Origin of the sequence: Kitasatospora indigofera, from assembly GCF_014655955.1 — a bacterium.
Taxonomy (GTDB): Bacteria; Actinomycetota; Actinomycetes; order Streptomycetales; family Streptomycetaceae; genus Kitasatospora; species Kitasatospora indigofera.
Genome location: NZ_BNBO01000097.1, coordinates 1 through 16,692 on the forward strand (window position 1 = coordinate 1; position 16,692 = coordinate 16,692).

15 protein-coding genes are annotated in these 16,692 nt (G+C 73.1%); 11 read left to right on the forward strand and 4 right to left on the reverse strand.

Annotated elements, in window-relative coordinates; all coding sequences use genetic code 11:
- Positions 1-66: 66 nt before the first annotated feature.
- The 3 genes from tatA to IE329_RS38835 form a co-directional block, all read right to left on the reverse strand.
- Positions 67-375, reverse strand: a complete 309-nt coding sequence (tatA, locus tag IE329_RS38825) for a Sec-independent protein translocase subunit TatA (RefSeq protein ID WP_190215790.1) — start codon at positions 373-375, stop codon at positions 67-69.
- 112 nt (positions 376-487) lie between these two features.
- Positions 488-883: an ATP-binding protein gene (locus tag IE329_RS38830; RefSeq protein WP_190215791.1), complete on the reverse strand. Its 396-nt coding sequence runs from the start codon at positions 881-883 to the stop codon at positions 488-490.
- A gap of 439 nt (positions 884-1,322) precedes the next feature.
- Positions 1,323-1,895 (reverse strand): TetR/AcrR family transcriptional regulator, encoded by a 573-nt coding sequence (locus IE329_RS38835; protein WP_190215792.1) that lies wholly within the window; start codon positions 1,893-1,895, stop codon positions 1,323-1,325.
- A gap of 269 nt (positions 1,896-2,164) precedes the next feature.
- Between IE329_RS38835 and IE329_RS38840 the strand changes: the two genes are divergently transcribed.
- From IE329_RS38840 to IE329_RS38875, 8 genes are all read left to right on the forward strand, one after another.
- The gene (locus tag IE329_RS38840) at positions 2,165-3,328 is read left to right on the forward strand and encodes an agmatine deiminase family protein (protein WP_229928132.1); all 1,164 of its coding nucleotides are present in this window, start codon (positions 2,165-2,167) and stop codon (positions 3,326-3,328) included.
- Between the two features lie 128 nt (positions 3,329-3,456).
- A complete protein-coding gene (locus IE329_RS38845) occupies positions 3,457-4,467 on the forward strand; it encodes an agmatine deiminase family protein (protein WP_229928133.1) in 1,011 nt (336 codons plus the stop codon).
- A 111-nt stretch (positions 4,468-4,578) separates the two neighbouring features.
- Positions 4,579-6,240, forward strand: a complete 1,662-nt coding sequence (locus tag IE329_RS38850; protein ID WP_190215793.1) for an ABC transporter substrate-binding protein — start codon at positions 4,579-4,581, stop codon at positions 6,238-6,240.
- Entirely contained in the window at positions 6,237-7,196 is a 960-nt protein-coding gene (locus IE329_RS38855; RefSeq protein WP_079197468.1) for an ABC transporter permease, read from the forward strand. Before IE329_RS38850 ends, IE329_RS38855 begins: the two co-directional genes overlap by 4 nt.
- Positions 7,193-8,047 carry an ABC transporter permease gene (locus IE329_RS38860; RefSeq protein WP_190215794.1) on the forward strand — a complete coding sequence of 285 codons (855 nt, stop codon included), beginning with the start codon at positions 7,193-7,195 and terminating at the stop codon, positions 8,045-8,047. The genes IE329_RS38855 and IE329_RS38860 overlap by 4 nt, the downstream gene beginning before the upstream one ends.
- Entirely contained in the window at positions 8,044-9,021 is a 978-nt protein-coding gene (locus IE329_RS38865; RefSeq protein ID WP_190215795.1) for an ABC transporter ATP-binding protein, read from the forward strand. The genes IE329_RS38860 and IE329_RS38865 overlap by 4 nt, the downstream gene beginning before the upstream one ends.
- A 67-nt stretch (positions 9,022-9,088) precedes the next feature.
- Positions 9,089-9,886 (forward strand): ABC transporter ATP-binding protein, encoded by a 798-nt coding sequence (locus IE329_RS38870; protein ID WP_190215796.1) that lies wholly within the window; start codon positions 9,089-9,091, stop codon positions 9,884-9,886.
- Between the two features lie 236 nt (positions 9,887-10,122).
- Positions 10,123-11,310: an agmatine deiminase family protein gene (locus tag IE329_RS38875; protein ID WP_190215797.1), complete on the forward strand. Its 1,188-nt coding sequence runs from the start codon at positions 10,123-10,125 to the stop codon at positions 11,308-11,310.
- A gap of 54 nt (positions 11,311-11,364) precedes the next feature.
- Here IE329_RS38875 and IE329_RS38880 read toward each other — a convergent pair whose 3' ends face one another.
- The gene (locus IE329_RS38880; RefSeq protein ID WP_190215798.1) at positions 11,365-12,012 is read right to left on the reverse strand and encodes a TetR/AcrR family transcriptional regulator; all 648 of its coding nucleotides are present in this window, start codon (positions 12,010-12,012) and stop codon (positions 11,365-11,367) included.
- 323 nt (positions 12,013-12,335) lie between these two features.
- On the opposite strand from IE329_RS38880, the gene IE329_RS38885 reads away from it, so the two are divergent.
- The 3 genes from IE329_RS38885 to IE329_RS38895 all read left to right on the forward strand — a co-directional run bounded on the left by IE329_RS38885 (position 12,336) and on the right by IE329_RS38895 (position 16,625).
- Positions 12,336-13,583, forward strand: coding sequence for an agmatine deiminase family protein (locus IE329_RS38885; protein WP_190215799.1), 1,248 nt, complete (start codon positions 12,336-12,338; stop codon positions 13,581-13,583).
- A 193-nt stretch (positions 13,584-13,776) separates the two neighbouring features.
- Positions 13,777-14,964, forward strand: coding sequence for an agmatine deiminase family protein (locus IE329_RS38890; RefSeq protein WP_190215800.1), 1,188 nt, complete (start codon positions 13,777-13,779; stop codon positions 14,962-14,964).
- A gap of 215 nt (positions 14,965-15,179) precedes the next feature.
- On the forward strand, positions 15,180-16,625 hold the full coding sequence (locus IE329_RS38895) for a glyceraldehyde-3-phosphate dehydrogenase (protein WP_190215801.1): 1,446 nt from the start codon (positions 15,180-15,182) through the stop codon (positions 16,623-16,625).
- Positions 16,626-16,692 lie beyond the last annotated feature (67 nt).

Consider the following 16,692-nt stretch of genomic DNA (forward strand, 5'->3'; position numbering starts at 1 on the left):
GGGCAGGCACCTCGGTCCCTGCCCCGCTCCGCACGTCCCCTGCCGGCGCAGGGCCGGCCGCCGGGCTCAGCCGGCGTTGCCGTGCCGTGGCTGCGGCCCGGACGCTTGCGGCCCGGAAGGCTGCTGCCCGGCGGGCCCCGGTGCGGCGGGCCTCCGCTCCGAGGCGGCCACCGCCGGGTGCGGCGGGCCGGCCGGGGCGGCGCCCTCGGGCGCGGCGGGTTCGTCCTCGCGCAGGGCGGCCGTCTCGGCCTTCAGGATCCGCATGGACCTGCCCAGGCCGCGGGCCATGTCGGGCAGTTTCTTCGAGCCGAACAGCAGGACGACGACGGCCGTCACGACCAGGATGTGCCAGGGTTCGAGTCCGTTGCGGAGCATGGGGTGCCACCGGGCCTTTCGTGCAGCCGGCCGGGCGGACGGTGTTCCTCCGGCCCTGCCGTGGGTGTCGGCGCCCGCCGGATCGGCTGGGCGCGGGGGTGTGGGGCCGGCGTCAGGCCGCCGCGACCGAGGCCCAGACGGCCTTGCCGCCGGCGCCGAAGGGGGAGACGCCCCAGGCGTCGGCCAGGGCCTCGACCAGGGCGAGGCCCCGTCCGCCGGTCCGTTCGGAGCACTCGGGCAGCCGCTCCACCCGGGCGGGGGAGTGGTCGGCGACGGCGATCAGGAGGCAGCCGGCCCGCAACTCCATGATCACGGAGGCGCTGCCCCCGTGGACCAGGGCGTTGGTCAGCAGCTCCGAGAGCAGCAGGCAGGGCGTGTCGGGGTCGAGCTGGACGGCGACGAGCGCGTCGCGCAGCAGCCGTCGTACCGTTCCGACCCCGTCCGGCGTCGCGGTCGGGCGGATGTCGAACCGGAACCCGGGCGGAGCACCCACGGGCGGGATCAGCATGTGCGGAAGCATCGGAGGGGTTCTCCCAGTGTCCTGGAGTTCAGCGCCCTGCGGGAGGGCATCGGCCCGTGGCTCGCACCGGGGCGGTCACGTGGGTGCCCATGGACCGGGAGCCTCCGGCCCGGCCGGCCCGTCGCTGTGCGCCGGGTCGGTCCGGCCGGCCGGCTGTGCAGTACCGGAGAATGGGCTTGTCTTGATACAGCGACACTGTCGCATTGACTGAAAATTCAGTCAAGAGCTGGGACGGGAAGCGGCCCTTGTCGCATCGATGAGGAGGTGGCACCCCGGCCCGGGGAGGCGAACCGGCCCCCTGCCGTGCGGCAGGGGGCCGTTGGTGCGTGCCCGGTACGTGTCTCAGGGGTGCCTGCCGGGCGTCTGTCGGGGCGCCTGGCGCCTGCCCGGGGCCGCCGCGCGGACGCCTGGTCCGGCAGTGCGGTGTTCAGGTCCGCTGCAGTTCGGCGGCGATCGCGTCCCGCAGCAGGCGGCGGGCGTGGTCCAGGGGCAGGGAGCCGCTGAGCCAGCGGACGCTGAGGCCTTCCAGCAGGGCGGTCAGCCGCTCGGCCGAGGCCGCGTGCGCCGGTGCGGTGCCCGCCGGGTGGGCCCGCCCCAGCAGCTCGGCGATCTCGTGGACCCAGGTGTGGGTGGCCCTGGCCAGCTCCTCGCGCAGATCCGGGTCGAAGACCGCACTGGCTCGCAACTCCCCCCAGGCGGTGCTGTTCTCCCGCACCTCGGCGGTGTCCTGGAGCTCCAGCAGCAGCACTTGCTCCAACTCGGCCCGGGGGCTGTCGGCGGGTGTGCCGGGGTCGCGCTCCGCGGTGTAGCGGTCGGCGCGGTCGCTGATGAACTCCAGCGTCTGGCGCAGGATGCCCGCCCGGTCGGTGAAGTGGTAGTAGATCAGCGAGGTCGACACCCCCGCCTCGGCTGCCAGTTCGCCCACGCGCAGGCCGCGCACGCCACGCCGGGTGATGACCCGGGTGGCGGCTCTGAGTATTTCGGTTCGACGGTCGGACACGAGCGATCACTCTACCGGCTCGCGGAGGCTTCGGGGGCATTTCCTGATGAGATCATCAGGGTGCTCCGGCGGCTCCGATTCGGCGATGTCCCTGTTCAGTGCTGTCGCATGGAGGAGAACCCGGCCCGGGGTCGGACTCCGGGCGGTGCGGGCGGCTCGTCCGGGGATGCGGGGTGAACCTTCCAGAGCCGCAGGTCTTGACTGAATTTTCAGTTGAGGGCAGGATGCGGGGCATACCCCACCTCCCAGCACCCTCCAGGGAGTCTTTTTTGAACACGTCAGCACTTCCGTCCCGCCGCCGGCTGCTCCAGTTCGGCGCGGCGGCGCTGCCCCTGGCGGCCCTCGGCACGACCCTCCCCGGCACCGCCCGCGCCGCCGTGAGCCCGTCGGGCGCCACCCTGCGGATGCCCGCCGAGGACGACCGGCACCTGCGCACCTTCATGGCCTGGCCGGCGCTCTCGTCCGTCTGGCACGAGCAACTCCCCGCGGTCCGCCGGGACATCGCCAGACTCGCCTACGAGATCTCGCGCTACGAGCCGGTCGTCCTGATCGCCCGGCCCTCCCAGGCCGCCGACGCCCGGTACGCCTGCGGCCGGGGCGGCTACTACGGCATCGAGGTCCTGGAGATCCCGAACGACGACCTGTGGATCCGGGACTTCGGCCCGACCTTCGTGGTCGCCCCCGGCGCCGTCGCCGGGGTGGACACCAACTTCAACGGCTGGGGCAAGAGCGGTACGTCGTACTACCAGCCCTACGCCAACGACGCCGCGGCTGCCGCGACGCTGCTGGAGCAGTTCGGCGTCGAGCGGATCCGGGCCCCGTTCACCGGCGAGGGCGGCTCGCTGGAGACCGACGGCCAGGGCACCCTGCTGGCCACCGAGAGTTCGCTGGTGAACGCCAACCGCAATCCGGGCCTGAGCCGGGACGAGGTCGAACAGGGGCTGAGGTCGGCCCTCGGGATCGACAAGGTGATCTGGATCCCCGGGCTGGCCGGCGCGGACATCACCGACGCGCACGTCGACTACCTGGCCCGGTTCACCGCGCCCGGCAAGGTGCTCCTGGACCGCCCCGCACCCGGGGCCCACCCCAAGTGGGTGGCGGTCTACGACCAGGCCAAGGAGATCCTGCGGACCGCGACCGACGCCCGGGGCCGCCGGCTGGCGGTCACCGAACTGCCCTGCCCCGACCCCAAGGCGATCCGGGGCAAGGGCAAGGACTTCCTGGCCGGCTACACCAACTTCTACGTGGCCAACGGCGCCGTCTTCGTGCCGCAGTTCGGCGACGCGTACGCGGACGGGGTCGCCTACGCGATCCTCCAGGCCACCTACCCCGGCCGCGACGTCGTCCAGCTCGACATCGACGCCATCGCGAGCGGCGGCGGCGGGATCCACTGCGCCACCCAGTCGCAGCCGGCCGTGCCGCCCGCCTTCTGACCGGGAGCACCGCTCCCCGGGCCCGGCCGCCGTCGTGCGGACGGCGGCCGGCCCGAACCGGCGCAGGCCCGGCGGACGCCGGGGCTCCGCCCCTCCACCCTGAACGAACCTTCACCCAGGAGAGCACCATGACGTTTCGCATGCCGGCCGAGTGGACCGAGCACGACGGCTGCCTGATGGCCTGGCCCACCAGGGTCGAGCTGTGGGGCGACACCTTCGAGGAGGTCAAGCGCGAGTACGCGCAGGTCGCCCGGGCGATCGCCGGGTTCGAGCCGGTGACCATGGTCGCCCGCCCGGGGCAGGGCGAGGAGGCCCGGGCGCTGTGCGGCGACACCGTCGAGGTCGTCGAACTGCCGCTGGACGACTCCTGGTTCCGCGACTCCGGCCCGATCTTCGTCCTCGGCCCGGATGGCGGGCGGGCGGGCGTCGACTTCCGCTTCAACGCCTGGGGCGAGAAGCACCACCCCTACGACACCGACGACAAGATCGCCGCCGCGCTGCTGGAGCGCCTCGGCGTCGAGCGGATCGACTCCCGGATGATTCTTGAGGGCGGCGCGATCACCGTCGACGGCGAGGGCACCCTGATCACCACCGAGCAGTGCCTGCTCAACCCCAACCGCAACCCCGGCATGAGCAAGGCCGAGATCGAGGCCGAGCTGGTCGCGAAGCTCGGCGTCAGCACCGTGATCTGGCTGCCGTACGGCGGGCTCCTGGACACCGAGACGGACGGCCACGTGGACGGCGTCTGCGCCTTCGTCGCGCCGGGCAAGGTCGTCGTCCAGCTGCCCTCGGACCCCGCGCACCCCGACTACGAGCGGATGCGTGCCAACCGGGCGGTGCTGGCGGCCGCAGTCGACGCCCAGGGCCGCAAGCTGGAGGTCATCGACCTGCCGCAGAGCGCATTCGTCCAGGTCAACGGCAAGGAGACCGAGGTAGGCTACCTCAACTTCTACATCGCCAACGGCGGAGTCGTCGTCCCGGTGGCGGACATCCCCGAGGACGAGGGCGCGCTCGCCGTGCTCGCGGCGGCCCTGCCCGGCCGCAAGGTCGTCGGTGTCCGCTCCCGCGTGATCGCCTACGGCGGCGGCGGGGTCCACTGCATCACCCAGCAGGTGCCGGCCGCGCGCCGCTCCGGGTGACCCGCGCGTCCCGCACCGGTCCCAGCCCCCGGCCCGTCGTGTCCCCACAGCCGCGACGGCCGCTGACCCACCTCCCTCGCCACCCCCGTGAGCACGGAAGAGAGAAGACCGATGGCTGACACCCAGGACGGATCCAGATCCCGTACCTCCCCCCGCCGGCGCCCGGCCCTGCCCGTCGCGGCCCTCGCCGGCCTCGCCCTGGTCGCGGCCTGCGCCGGGCCGCCGAAGGCCGGCGACTCCGGGAGCGGATCCTCCTACCAGCTCTCCCAGGACACGCCCGCCGCCACGGGCGGCATCGACTCCTTCACCTGGGCGCTGTACGCCGAGCCCCCCACGCTCGACTACATCGCCGCGTTCGACTACCCGCAGAACACCATCCTCTCCAACGTCTGCGAGAGCCTGATGCGGTGGACCCCGCAGCTCACGCTCGCCCCGGGCCTGGCGGAGAAGGCGTCCAACCCCGACCCCACCACCTGGGTCTACGACCTGCGCCCGGGCGTGCACTTCCACGACGGCAGCGTGCTGACCGCCGACGACGTGGTCTACAGCCTCGGCCGGCAGCTGAACCCCGACAACGCCGCCGCCTGGGCCCAGCAGTTCCAGAACGTCAGCACGGTCACCAGGACCGGTCCGCTCCAGGTCACCGTCAAGCTCGTCCAGCCGGACTCGCAGTTCAACCAGTACATGGCGACCGCCGCCGGCGTGGTGGCGTCCAAGGCCGGCATCGAGGCCGCGGGCAAGGACTACGGCACCACCGGCAGCCTGGACTGCACCGGCCCGTTCGAGCTCGGCGCCTGGAACAAGGGCCAGTCCCTCGAACTCCGCCGCTTCGACAGCTACTGGGGCACCAAGGCGAAGGCGGCCAAGGCCGAGTTCCGCTTCCTCACCGACCCCTCGGCCCGGGTCAACGCCATGATCACCGGCGAGGCCGACGGCGGCTACCTGATCCCCACCGAGAGCTACGAGCGGCTGCGCGCCAGCGGCGCCGGCAAGCTCTACTTCGGCGAGGGCCTGAGCACCGTCAACGTCAACGTCACCAACATGAGCGGCGTGCTCGGCGACGTCAGGGTCCGCAAGGCGCTCTCGCTCGCGCTCGACCGCTCCGGCTTCGTGAAGGCCGGCCTCGGCGGCGCGGGCACCGTCACCGGCTCGCTCACCACCCGCGCCGCCTGGGCGGCCGCCCCCGAGGAGACCAGGAAGGACGCCTTCGAGGGCCTCACCCCCACCACCCCCGACCTGGCCCGGGCCAAGGCCCTGATCAAGGAGGCGGGCGCGGCCGGCAAGACCGTCACCGTCGCCACCAGCCCGATCGGCCAGGACGTGTCGCTGCTGGCCACGGCCGTGCAGGCGGCCGGCACCGGCATCGGCCTGGACGTCCAGCTGAAGACCATCGCGCCGAACGCCTTCACCTCGCTCTTCACCTCGGCCGAGGCACGCGAGGGCATCGACATGTTCCCCGAGACGTACTACGACTCGATCACCGACCCGCTGGACCTGCTGGCCAACTTCAAGACCGGCGCCTTCCAGAACTACGCGGGCTTCAGCGACCCCGCCTACGACGACCTGGTCAAGAAGGCCACGACCACCGCCGACCCCGCCCAGCGGTTCGCGATCGAGGCGCAGCTCCAGAAGATCGCCTCCGACGAGCTGCTGTGGATACCGGTCGCCGAGTGGCCCACCGCGGTGTTCCTGAACAAGAGGATCACCGGCGCGCCCACCACCATCTCGTACATGTACTACCCGTGGGCGGCCGACGTGGGAGCGGCCCGGTGAGCTTCCTGAGATTCGCCGCACGACGGCTGGCCGAGATGGCCGCCACGCTGTTCGGCGCCTCGTTCGTGATCTTCGGCGCGATGTACCTGGCGCCGGGCAACCCGGCCAGCTTCCTGCTCTCCGGCCGCTCGGCCTCACCGGAGGCACTGAAGGCGATCAACGCCCAGTACCACCTGGACGACCCGTTCGTGCTCCAGTACCTGCGCTGGACCGGCCAGATCCTGCACGGCGACTTCGGCCGCTCGATCACCTACCGCACCGACGTGTCCCGGCTGCTCGCGGACCGGCTGCCCAGCACCCTGCTGCTGGTCGGGATGGCCCTCGTGCTGGTCGTCGCGCTCGGCCTGCTGCTGGGCTGGATCGGCGCGGTGCGCGGCGGCGCCGCCGACTCCACCATCCTGGTCAGCACCACCTTCGCGCTCGGCACGCCGTCCTTCGTCGCGGCCGTCCTGCTCCAGGGCCTGTTCGCGGTGAAGCTCGGCTGGTTCCCCACCGGCGGCACCGGGGACGGCCTCGGCCAGATGATCTGGCACCTGACCCTGCCCGCGGTGGCCCTGGCGCTCTACCTGATCGGCATGCTCGCCCGGGTGACCCGCGCCGCGATGCTGGAGGTCCTCGGCCAGGAGCACGTCACCGTGGCCCGCAGCCGCGGGGTCTCCGACCACAAGGTGATCCGCCGGCACGTGTTCCGCAACGCGCTCGGCACCGTCCTCACCACCGGCGGCCTGATCGTCTCCACCCTGCTGGTCTGCACCGTCCTGGTGGAGTCCGCGTTCAGCGTCGGCGGCATCGGGCAGCTCCTCGAACTGTCCACCACCACCAAGGACTTCCCCACCGTGCAGGCCATCTCCCTGATCATGGTCGGCCTGTTCATGACGGTGAACCTGGTCGTCGACCTGCTGCACCCGCTGGTCGACCCCAGGGTCACCCTCGGGCCGAGGAGGTCCGCCGCATGACCGCGACCCTGCTGCGCAGGCCCGGCCTGGCCCGGATCCGCACCACCCGCGCACCGCTGCAACGGCTCTGCCTGGGCTTCGTCGCCCTGGTGGTCCTCGCCGCGCTGCTCGCCCCCTGGCTGGCGCCGTACGACCCCAACGCCGTCGACCTGGGCAACGCCCTCGCCGGGCCCTCGGCGGACCACCTGCTCGGGGTCGACGCCTCCGGCCGCGACACCCTGTCCCGCCTGCTGACCGGAGCCCGCACCTCGCTGCTCGGACCGCTCGGCGTGGTCGCCTTCTCCACCCTGGCCGGCGTCGCCGTCGGGGTGGCGGCCGCCTGGCGCGGCGGCTGGCTGGACTCCGTGCTGTCCCGCAGCACCGAGCTGGTCTTCGCGTTCCCCGGCATGCTGCTGGCGATCCTGATCGTCTCGGTCTACGGCGAGGGCCTGCTCGCCCCGGTGATCGCCCTCGCCATCGCCTACCTGCCCTACGTCAGCCGCCTCACCCGCTCCCTGGTGCTCGCCGAGCGCCGCCGCCCGTACGTGGAGGCGTACCAGGTGCAGGGCCATTCGGGCCTGCAGATCTGCCTGCGGCACGTCGTCCCGGGCATCGCCCCCGTCGTGCTCGCCCAGTCCACCGTCAACTTCGGCTACGCCCTCATCGACCTGGCCGGCCTCTCCTTCCTCGGACTCGGCGTGCCCGCGCTGACGCCCGACTGGGGCCGGATGGTCTTCGACGGCCAGTCCGCCATCCAGCACGGTTACCCCCTGTCGGCGATCCTGCCCTGCGCCGCCATCGTGCTGACCGTGGTCGCCTTCAACGTCGTCGGCGAGCGCTGGGCCGACCAGGTCGCCAGGAGGGACCGATGACCACCCTCGACATCCAGGCCTACCGCCTGAGCCTGCCGGACACCGCGAGACCCGTGCTCGCCGGCGTCGACCTCACCGTCGGGGCCCGCGAGACGGTCGCCCTGGTCGGCGAGTCCGGCTCCGGCAAGAGCCTCACCTCGCGCAGCGTCCTCGGGCTGCTCCCGGCCGGCGCCCGTACCGAGGGCACCGTCCGGGTCAACGGCGAGGACGTCCTGACCATGGCTCCCGAGCAGCTCCGCCGCCTGCGGACCAGCAGCGCGGCCATGATCTTCCAGGACCCGCGCGCCGCCATCAACCCGCTCCGCCGGATCGGGGACTTCCTCACCGAGAGCGTGCGGCTCAACGCCGGCGCCGCCCCGGCCGCGGCCACCGCGCGGGCCGCCGAGATGCTGGAGGCGGTCGGCCTCACCGCCGCCGCCCTGCGGCAGTACCCGGGCGAGCTGTCCGGCGGCATGCTGCAACGCGTCATGATCGCCGCCGCCCTGATGGGAGACCCGGCGCTGATCCTGGCCGACGAGCCCACCACGGCCCTGGACGTCACCACCCAGGCCGAGGTGGTCGCCCTGCTCGGGGACCTCCGGACCCGCTTCGGCACCGGCCTGCTCTTCGTCACCCACGACCTCGGGCTCGCCGCCGCCATCAGTGACCGGGTCTACGTGATGTACGCCGGGCGGATCGCCGAGACCGGCCCGGCCGAGGCCCTGTTCGACCGCCCGCGCCACCCCTACACGGCGGCGCTGCTCAACTCGACGCCACGGCTGGAGGCCCCCGCGGGCCGGCTCGCCGCCATCGAGGGCAGGCCGCCGAGCCTCCAGGAGGAGCTGGTGGGCTGCCCGTTCGCCCCCCGCTGCCCGCTGGCGACCTTCCTCTGCAGCCAGCAGGCACCGGCGCTGCTGCCGGTGGCCGGCGAGCCGGCCCGCCGGGTGGCCTGCCACCACAGCGACCGGACGGGCGAGGGGAGCGTCCATGCGTGAGGCGCCGATGGAAGCCGGCCCCGGGCCGGGTACGGGCACCGTGACCAGCCCGAAGGGAGAGCCGTCGATGAGGAAGACCGTCCTGGAGGTGCTCGGCCTGCACCGGGCCTACGGCAGCGTCCAGGCGGTGGACGACGTGTCGTTCACCCTCGCCGAGGGCGGTTCGCTGGGCATCGTCGGGGAGTCCGGCTCGGGCAAGACGACCACCGCGCGGATCGTCGTCGGGCTGGAGAGCGCGGACTCCGGCCGGGTCCTGGTGCACCGGCGGGACCGGACCGAGCACCGGCGCGGCCGGGCGCACCGGCTGGCCCGCGCCCGCGAGGTGCAGATGGTCTTCCAGGACCCGTACCTCTCGCTGGACCCGCGCACCCCCGTCGGCGCCGTGCTGCGGGAGACGCTCCGGCTGCACTTCCCGGACGGCGACCACGACCGGCGGATCGCCGAGCTGCTGGAGCAGGTGGGCCTCGGGACGAGGGAGGCCGCCGCGCTGCCCCGGCAGCTGTCCGGCGGGCAGCGCCAGCGGGTGGCGATCGCCCGGGCCCTGGCGGTCCAGCCGGCCGTCCTGGTCCTGGACGAGGCGGTGGCGGCGCTGGACGTGTCCGTCCAGGCCCAGATCCTCAACCTGCTGGCGGACATCCGGGACGAGACCGGCATCGGCTACCTGTTCATCACCCACGACCTCGGCGTGGTGCGGTGCGTCACCGACGAGGTCATCGTGATGCGCCGGGGGAAGATCGTCGAGTCCGGCCGGACCGCCGAGGTACTGGCCCGCCCCCGGCACCCCTACACCCGGCTCCTGCTGGACTCCGTCCCGAGGCCCGGCTGGGACCCGCGGGGTATCGCCGAGGCCCGCCGCGCGCTGTAGCGCGGCCACCGGACCCGGGTCCGGGCCGCCCGCGCCCCCACGGCGGCGGCCCGGACCCGACCCGGTCACGACCGGCCGGCCCGGACCTGCTCCGGTCACGGACCGGCAGGTCCGGCGGACGGGCTCCGGGCGGGTCGCCCGAACGGTGGCGTGCGGGCCGCCCTCCGGGTGATCAGCGCCACTATCATCGGATATCACCCGATTTCGGGTGACCCTCCCGGCGTCAGGGGATCCGCATGCCAAGCCCCGCCCTCTCCCGCCGGACGCTGCTGCGTTCCGGGGCGGTCCTGGCCGCCGTGGCCCTGCTCGACGGCTGCGGCTCGGATCCCTCGGCTGGCCCGCCGGCCGGGGCGACGGCGAGCACGGGCGCCGCCGGCCCCGCGCCCGGCGGCGCCGCCGCGCTCGCCATGCCGGCCGAGTGGCAGCCGCACACCCGGACCTTCATGGCCTGGCCCGCGCTGGAGGAGGTCTGGGGCGACCAGCTGGCCGCCGTCCGCCGCGACATCGCGGGCGTGGCCCAGGCCGTCGCCGGGTTCGAGCCGGTGGTCCTGATGGCCCGCCCGGACCAGAGCGCGGAGGCCAGGCGGCTGTGCGGCGACAGCGTCGAGGTCCTCGACCTCCCGGTGGACGACCTCTGGGCCCGGGACACCGGCCCCACCTTCGTCACCGGTCCGCCCGGCCTCGCCGGGGTGGACTTCAACTTCAACGGCTGGGGCGGCAAGCAGACCCATGACAACGACGGCCGGGTCGCCGCCGCCCTGCTCGACCACTACGGGATCCGCCGGATCCAGGCGCAGGTCACCGCGGAGGGCGGCGCCGTCGAGGTCGACGGCGAGGGCACCCTGATGGCCACCGAGAGCTCGCTTGTCAACCCGAACCGCAACCCGGGCCGGACCCGGGACCAGATCCAGGCGGCGCTCCAGGAGCTGCTCGGGGTGCAGCGGGTGATCTGGTTCCAGGGCGTGGCCGGGAAGGACATCACCGACTGCCACGTCGACGCCCTGGCGCGGTTCGCCGAGCCGGGCGTGGTGGTGCTCCACCGGCCCGGCCCGGACGCGCCGCCGGACATCTGGTCGACCGCCTCCGACCAGGCCCTGCAAGTACTGAGGACCGCCACCGACGCCAGGGGCCGGGGCCTGCGGGTCGTGGAGCTCACCGAACCGGACCTCTCGAAGATCGACGGCGGCGGGGACGACTTCCTCGCCACCTACCTCAACTACTACGTCGTCAACGGCGGGGTGATCATGCCCCGGTTCGGCGACCGCGACGCCGACGCCCGGGCCGCGGCCGTCCTGGCGGAGCTCCATCCCGACCGCCAGGTCGTCCAGGTCGGCATCAACGCCATCGCCGCGGGCGGCGGCGGCATCCACTGCTCCACCCAGCAGCAGCCGCAGGCCGCGGCATCGCCGGCCGGGGCGTCCTGACGGCGGTCGCCGGCCGGGCGTCCCCACCGGCGGGCGGGACGCCGTGCCGCGGGCTCAGCGCCCGGTGCCCGTCGAGGCCAGCCCCAGCACGACCGCGCGCACCACGGCCTCCGCGTCGACCTCCTCGTCCAGGGACTGGATCGCGGCCAGCCCGTCCACCGCGGCGGCCGCCGCCTCGCCCAGGGTGCGGGCGTCCAGCCCGTTGCGCCGTTCCTCGGCCAGCACCTGGTAGAGCGTGACGAAGCAGGCCCGCCACCGGCGGTACTCGCCCGCCAGGCTCGCCCGGACCCGGTCGTCGTTGAGCGCGAACCAGTGCAGCGCCGAGTGCAGCCGGGACAGGTCGGCGCCCTCCGGCCGGCTCAGCAGGCCGATCACGCGTTCGGCCCGCTCGGCGAACGGCCCGGGGGAGCCGACCGCCTCCTCCAGGGGGGTGATCCACTCCGGCCGGATGTCCTCGACCACGGCCAGGATCAGATCGGTGCGGTCCTGGAAGTGGTAGTGGCACATGCCGTGGGTCACCCCGCCGGCGGCGGCGACGTTCCGGGTGGTGAACGGGATGCTGCCGTCGCCCGCCAACAGGGTCCGGGCCGCCGCGATCAGGCGGGCCCGGGTCTGCTCGCCCTTCGCCGACGCGCGGGTCCGGCCGGCCGGCCGCTCTGCCGGGACGGGCTTGGACGGGGTGTCACTGGATCGGGTAGCCACCCGCGAACTGTAACGAGTCGGCCGTCCGCAGTGGATCTCGCGTGGAGGATTCGGCCCGGATCCTGGCCGGCCCGCCCGGCCGTGTTGCTCCTGGCCGGGCCGGCGGGGGTGTACGGACGGGCCTTCGCGGGCGCCCGGTCCGCCGGGGCGGGCGGTGGCCGGGGGCGGTCGGCCCCGGCCTGAGCTGGGCCGATGTCCCGACGGTGCGGTGCGGGCCCGGCCTTGAAAGGCCTCGGAGAAAGTATTGACCGAGCGCTTGGTCAGTTATAGCTTTCCGATCCATCGGCGGACGACCCGCCGGTGGCAGACATGGAGGACGGGACATGAACGAGCAGATCCCCACCGAGGACCGGCCCGGCAGACCGCAGGCACCGGTGCTGGGCAGGCGCCGGGTGCTGGCGGCGGCGGGGCTGACCGCCGTCGGCGTCGTGTGGGCGGCCAACAGCGGCACCTCCCAGGTGGCGCAGGCCGCCGACACCCCCGGGTGCGGCACCCCCTCGCCGACCCCGACCCCCACCGCCACGGGCGGCACCGGGACCTTCCGGGTCCCGATCGACACCGTCCGGCACACCCGGACCTGGATGGCCTGGCCCGACAGCACGGCGATCTGGAACGGCAGCCGGCGCGGCGGCACCTCGCTGGCCGGCATCCAGGCGAACATCGCGCTGATCGCCAACACGATCGCGAAGTACGAGCCGGTGATCATGTGCGCCAACCCGGCCAGCGCCGCGGCCGCGAAGAAGGCCTGCTCCGCCGCCAACGTGACGGTCATCAGCACGATCCCGGTGGACGACTGCTGGATGCGGGACTCGGGCCCGGTGTTCCGCACCAACGGGGCCGGCGGGCTGGACGCCGTCGGCCTGAACTTCGACGGCTGGGGCAACAAGCAGACCCATGCCAAGGACGCCCAGGTCGCCGCGCTCGTCGCCGCCCACGCCGGGGTCCCCTTCACCGCCGTCCCGGGCTTCGTGGCCGAGGGCGGGGCGATCGAGGCGGACGGCGCGGGCACCCTGATGGCCACCCGCAGCAGCATCCTGGACCCGGCCCGCAACGGCGCCATGACGCAGGCCCAGGCCGAGGCCGCGATGCTCGCCGCGTACGGCGCGACCAAGGTGATCTGGTTCGACGGCTACATCGACTCCGGCGACATCACCCGTGACCACGTCGACGCGACGAGTCGCTTCGTCGAGGTCGGCAAGGGCCTGGTGCAGCAGCCGAACGTCAAGGACGCGCACGACGGCTGGTACAACGACGAGGTCAACCAGTACAACGTGCTGTCCACCGCCACCGACGCGACCGGGGGCGCGGTGCGGGTCACGAAGATCGGTGGTCCGGACTACAACGTGATCCGGTCGGCCAATGCGAACTTCGTCGGCTCCTACGCCAACTACTACGTCTGCAACGGCGCGGTCATCTCCGCCCAGTTCGGCGACAGCAAGGCCGACGCGGCCGCCAAGGCCACCCTGCAGGGCCTCTTCCCCGGGCGGGTGATCGAGCAGCTGAACATCGACTCGGTCGGTGCCGGCGGCGGCGGGATCCACTGCGTCACCCAGCCGCAGCCCGTGCCGTAGGCAGCCGGAGGGGCGGGGGGCGGCGGCCGGCACGGCCCGCAACGGCGGTGCGGTGCCGCGCGGTGCCGGGGGTGGATTCCTGACCGTCCGGCCGGGCAGTTCCGTCGCAATTATTGACCGAGCGCTCGGTCAATAATACGGTCCTCCCCAGTCGGTCGGGCAGGTCCGCCCGACGGGTGACGGGAGGCCAGACATGAACGAGCACCACCCCCAGCACGTCTCATCCGGCAGGACACCCACGCACGCCCTCGGCCGGAGGAACTTCCTCGCCGCCGCCGGGCTCACCCTGGCCGGCGCCGCCGGCGCCACCGCGCTCGGCGGTGCCGCCGCCCACGCGGCCGGCGGTGCCCCGCGACCGGCGGGCGCCGCGGCGGCGGCCTACGCCGTGCCGCTCGACACCGTCCGGCACACCCGGACCTGGATGGCCTGGCCCGACAGCTCCGCCATCTGGGGCCGCCAACTGGCGGGCGTCCAGGCGAACATCGCGCTGATCGCGAAGACGATCGCGAAGTACGAGCCGGTCGTCATGTGCGCGAACTCCGCCAGCGTCTCCAAGGCACGGTCCGCCTGCGGATCCGCCGTCACCGTCATCGGCACCATCCCGGTGGACGACTGCTGGATGCGGGACTCAGGACCGGTGTTCCGCACCAACGGCGCCGGCGGCCTGGACGCCGTCGGCCTCAACTTCAACGGCTGGGGCAACCGGCAGACCCACGCCAAGGACGCCCTGGTCGCGGCGAAGGTCGCGGCCTACGCCGGAGTGCCGTTCACCGCCGCCGGGTTCGTCGGCGAGGGCGGCGCGATCGAGACCGACGGCGACGGCCTGCTGATGGCCACCCGGAGCAGCCTGGTCGAGTCCCGGCGCAACGGCAGCAGGACCCAGGCCCAGATCGAGGCCGCGATGTGCGCCGCGTACGGCGCCACCAAGGTCGTCTGGTTCCCCGGGGTCGTCGGCCAGGACATCACCGGGGACCACGTCGACGCCACGTCCAGGTTCCTGGCCGACGCCACCGCACTGGTCCAGGCGCCCCTCGCGTCCGACACCGACGTCTGGTCCAACGACCAGCGCCAGCAGTACCAGGCCCTGTCCACCGCCACCGACCCGCAGGGCAACGCCCTTTCGCTGTCCCGGATCCAGGGCCCCGACTACAACCTCATCCGCTCGGCCGACCCGAACTTCGTCGGCTCCTACGCCAACTACTACCTCTGCAACGGCGCGGTGATCTCGGCGCAGTTCGGCGACACCCGGGCCGACGCGGCGGCCCGGGCGACGCTCGCCAGGGTCTTCCCCGGCCGGGCCGTCGAGCAGCTCAACATCGACAGCCTCGGCGCGGGCGGCGGCGGCATCCACTGCGTGACCCAGCAGCAGCCCGTGCCGTAGCCCCCCGCACGACCGCCCGGCCGGCGGGCCCCCGTCCGCGGCGACGGGCCCGCCGGCTCCCGGCGGGTGACCCTCCCGCCGGTCGCCCGCCGGGCCGTCCGGGGCGGCCCCCGGCGGTGCCTTCGCGGGAACGTGCTGATCAGGAGGGTCCCCGTACTCCTCGAAATTGGCCGAAAGGTAGCATGTGAACGTTGCCTAACCCGAAAGATGAACTTGTGACTGTCAATGAAGACGTGTTCACGGACTGGAAGAACCGCGAGGAGATCGCGGAGGCGATGATTCCGATCATCGGCCGGCTGCACCGGGAGCGGGACGTCACCGTCCTCCTGCACAGCCGTTCTCTGGTGAACAGGTCGGTGGTGAGCATCCTCAAGACCCACCGCTTCGCCCGCCAGATAGCCGGTGAGGAACTCTCGGTCACCGAGACCATGCCCTTCCTGCAGGCGCTCACCGCCCTCGACCTCGGCCCCTCCCAGATCGACGTCGGCATGCTCGCCGCGATGTACAAGACCGACGACCGCGGCCTCTCGGTGGCGGAGTTCACCGCCGGCGCCGTCATCGGCGCCACGGGCGCGAACAAGCTGGAGCGCCGCGAGTCCCGCGACGTCGTGCTGTACGGCTTCGGCCGGATCGGCCGCCTCCTCGCCCGCCTGCTGATCGAGAAGGCCGGCTCCGGCAACGGCCTGCGGCTGCGGGCCATCGTGGTGCGCAACAGCGGTGGCGAGGACCTCGTCAAGCGCGCGTCGCTGCTGCGCCGGGACTCCATCCACGGCCAGTTCCACGGCACCATCACCGTCGACGAGGCGAACGACAAGATCATCGCCAACGGTCACGAGATCAAGGTGATCTACTCCAACGACCCGACGTCGGTGGACTACACGGCGTACGGCATCAACGACGCCATCCTGATCGACAACACCGGCCGGTGGCGTGACCGCGAGGGCCTGTCGAACCACCTCCGCCCCGGCATCGCCAAGGTCGTGCTGACCGCGCCGGGCAAGGGCGACGTCCCGAACATCGTCCACGGTGTCAACCACGACACCATCAAGCCGGACGAGCAGATCCTGTCCTGCGCGTCCTGCACCACCAACGCGATCGTCCCGCCGCTGAAGGCGATGGCGGACGAGTACGGCGTGCTCCGCGGCCACGTGGAGACCGTCCACTCGTACACCAACGACCAGAACCTGCTGGACAACTACCACGGGTCGGACCGTCGCGGCCGCTCGGCGGCGCTCAACATGGTGATCACCGAGACCGGTGCCGCCTCCGCCGTCGCGAAGGCGCTGCCCGACCTTGAGGCGACCATCACCGGCAGCTCGATCCGGGTGCCGGTGCCGGACGTCTCGATCGCGATCCTCAACCTGCAGCTGGCCCGCGAGACCAACCGCGCCGAGGTGCTCGACTACCTCCGCAACGTGTCGCTGACCTCGCCGCTCAAGCGCCAGATCGACTTCATCAGCGCGCCCGACGCGGTCTCCAGCGACTTCATCGGCTCGCGCCACGCCTCGATCGTCGACGCCGGCGCCACCAAGGTCGAGGGCGACAACGCGATCCTCTACCTGTGGTACGACAACGAGTTCGGCTACTCGTGCCAGGTCATCCGGGTCGTCCAGCACGTCTCCGGGGTGGAGTACCCGACCTACCCGGCGCCCGCGGTCTGATCCGCGGACGCCCCTGACCCAGGTGTCGGGCGGGCGGCGGGGCGGCGACCGGCTACGGCCGGGCGCC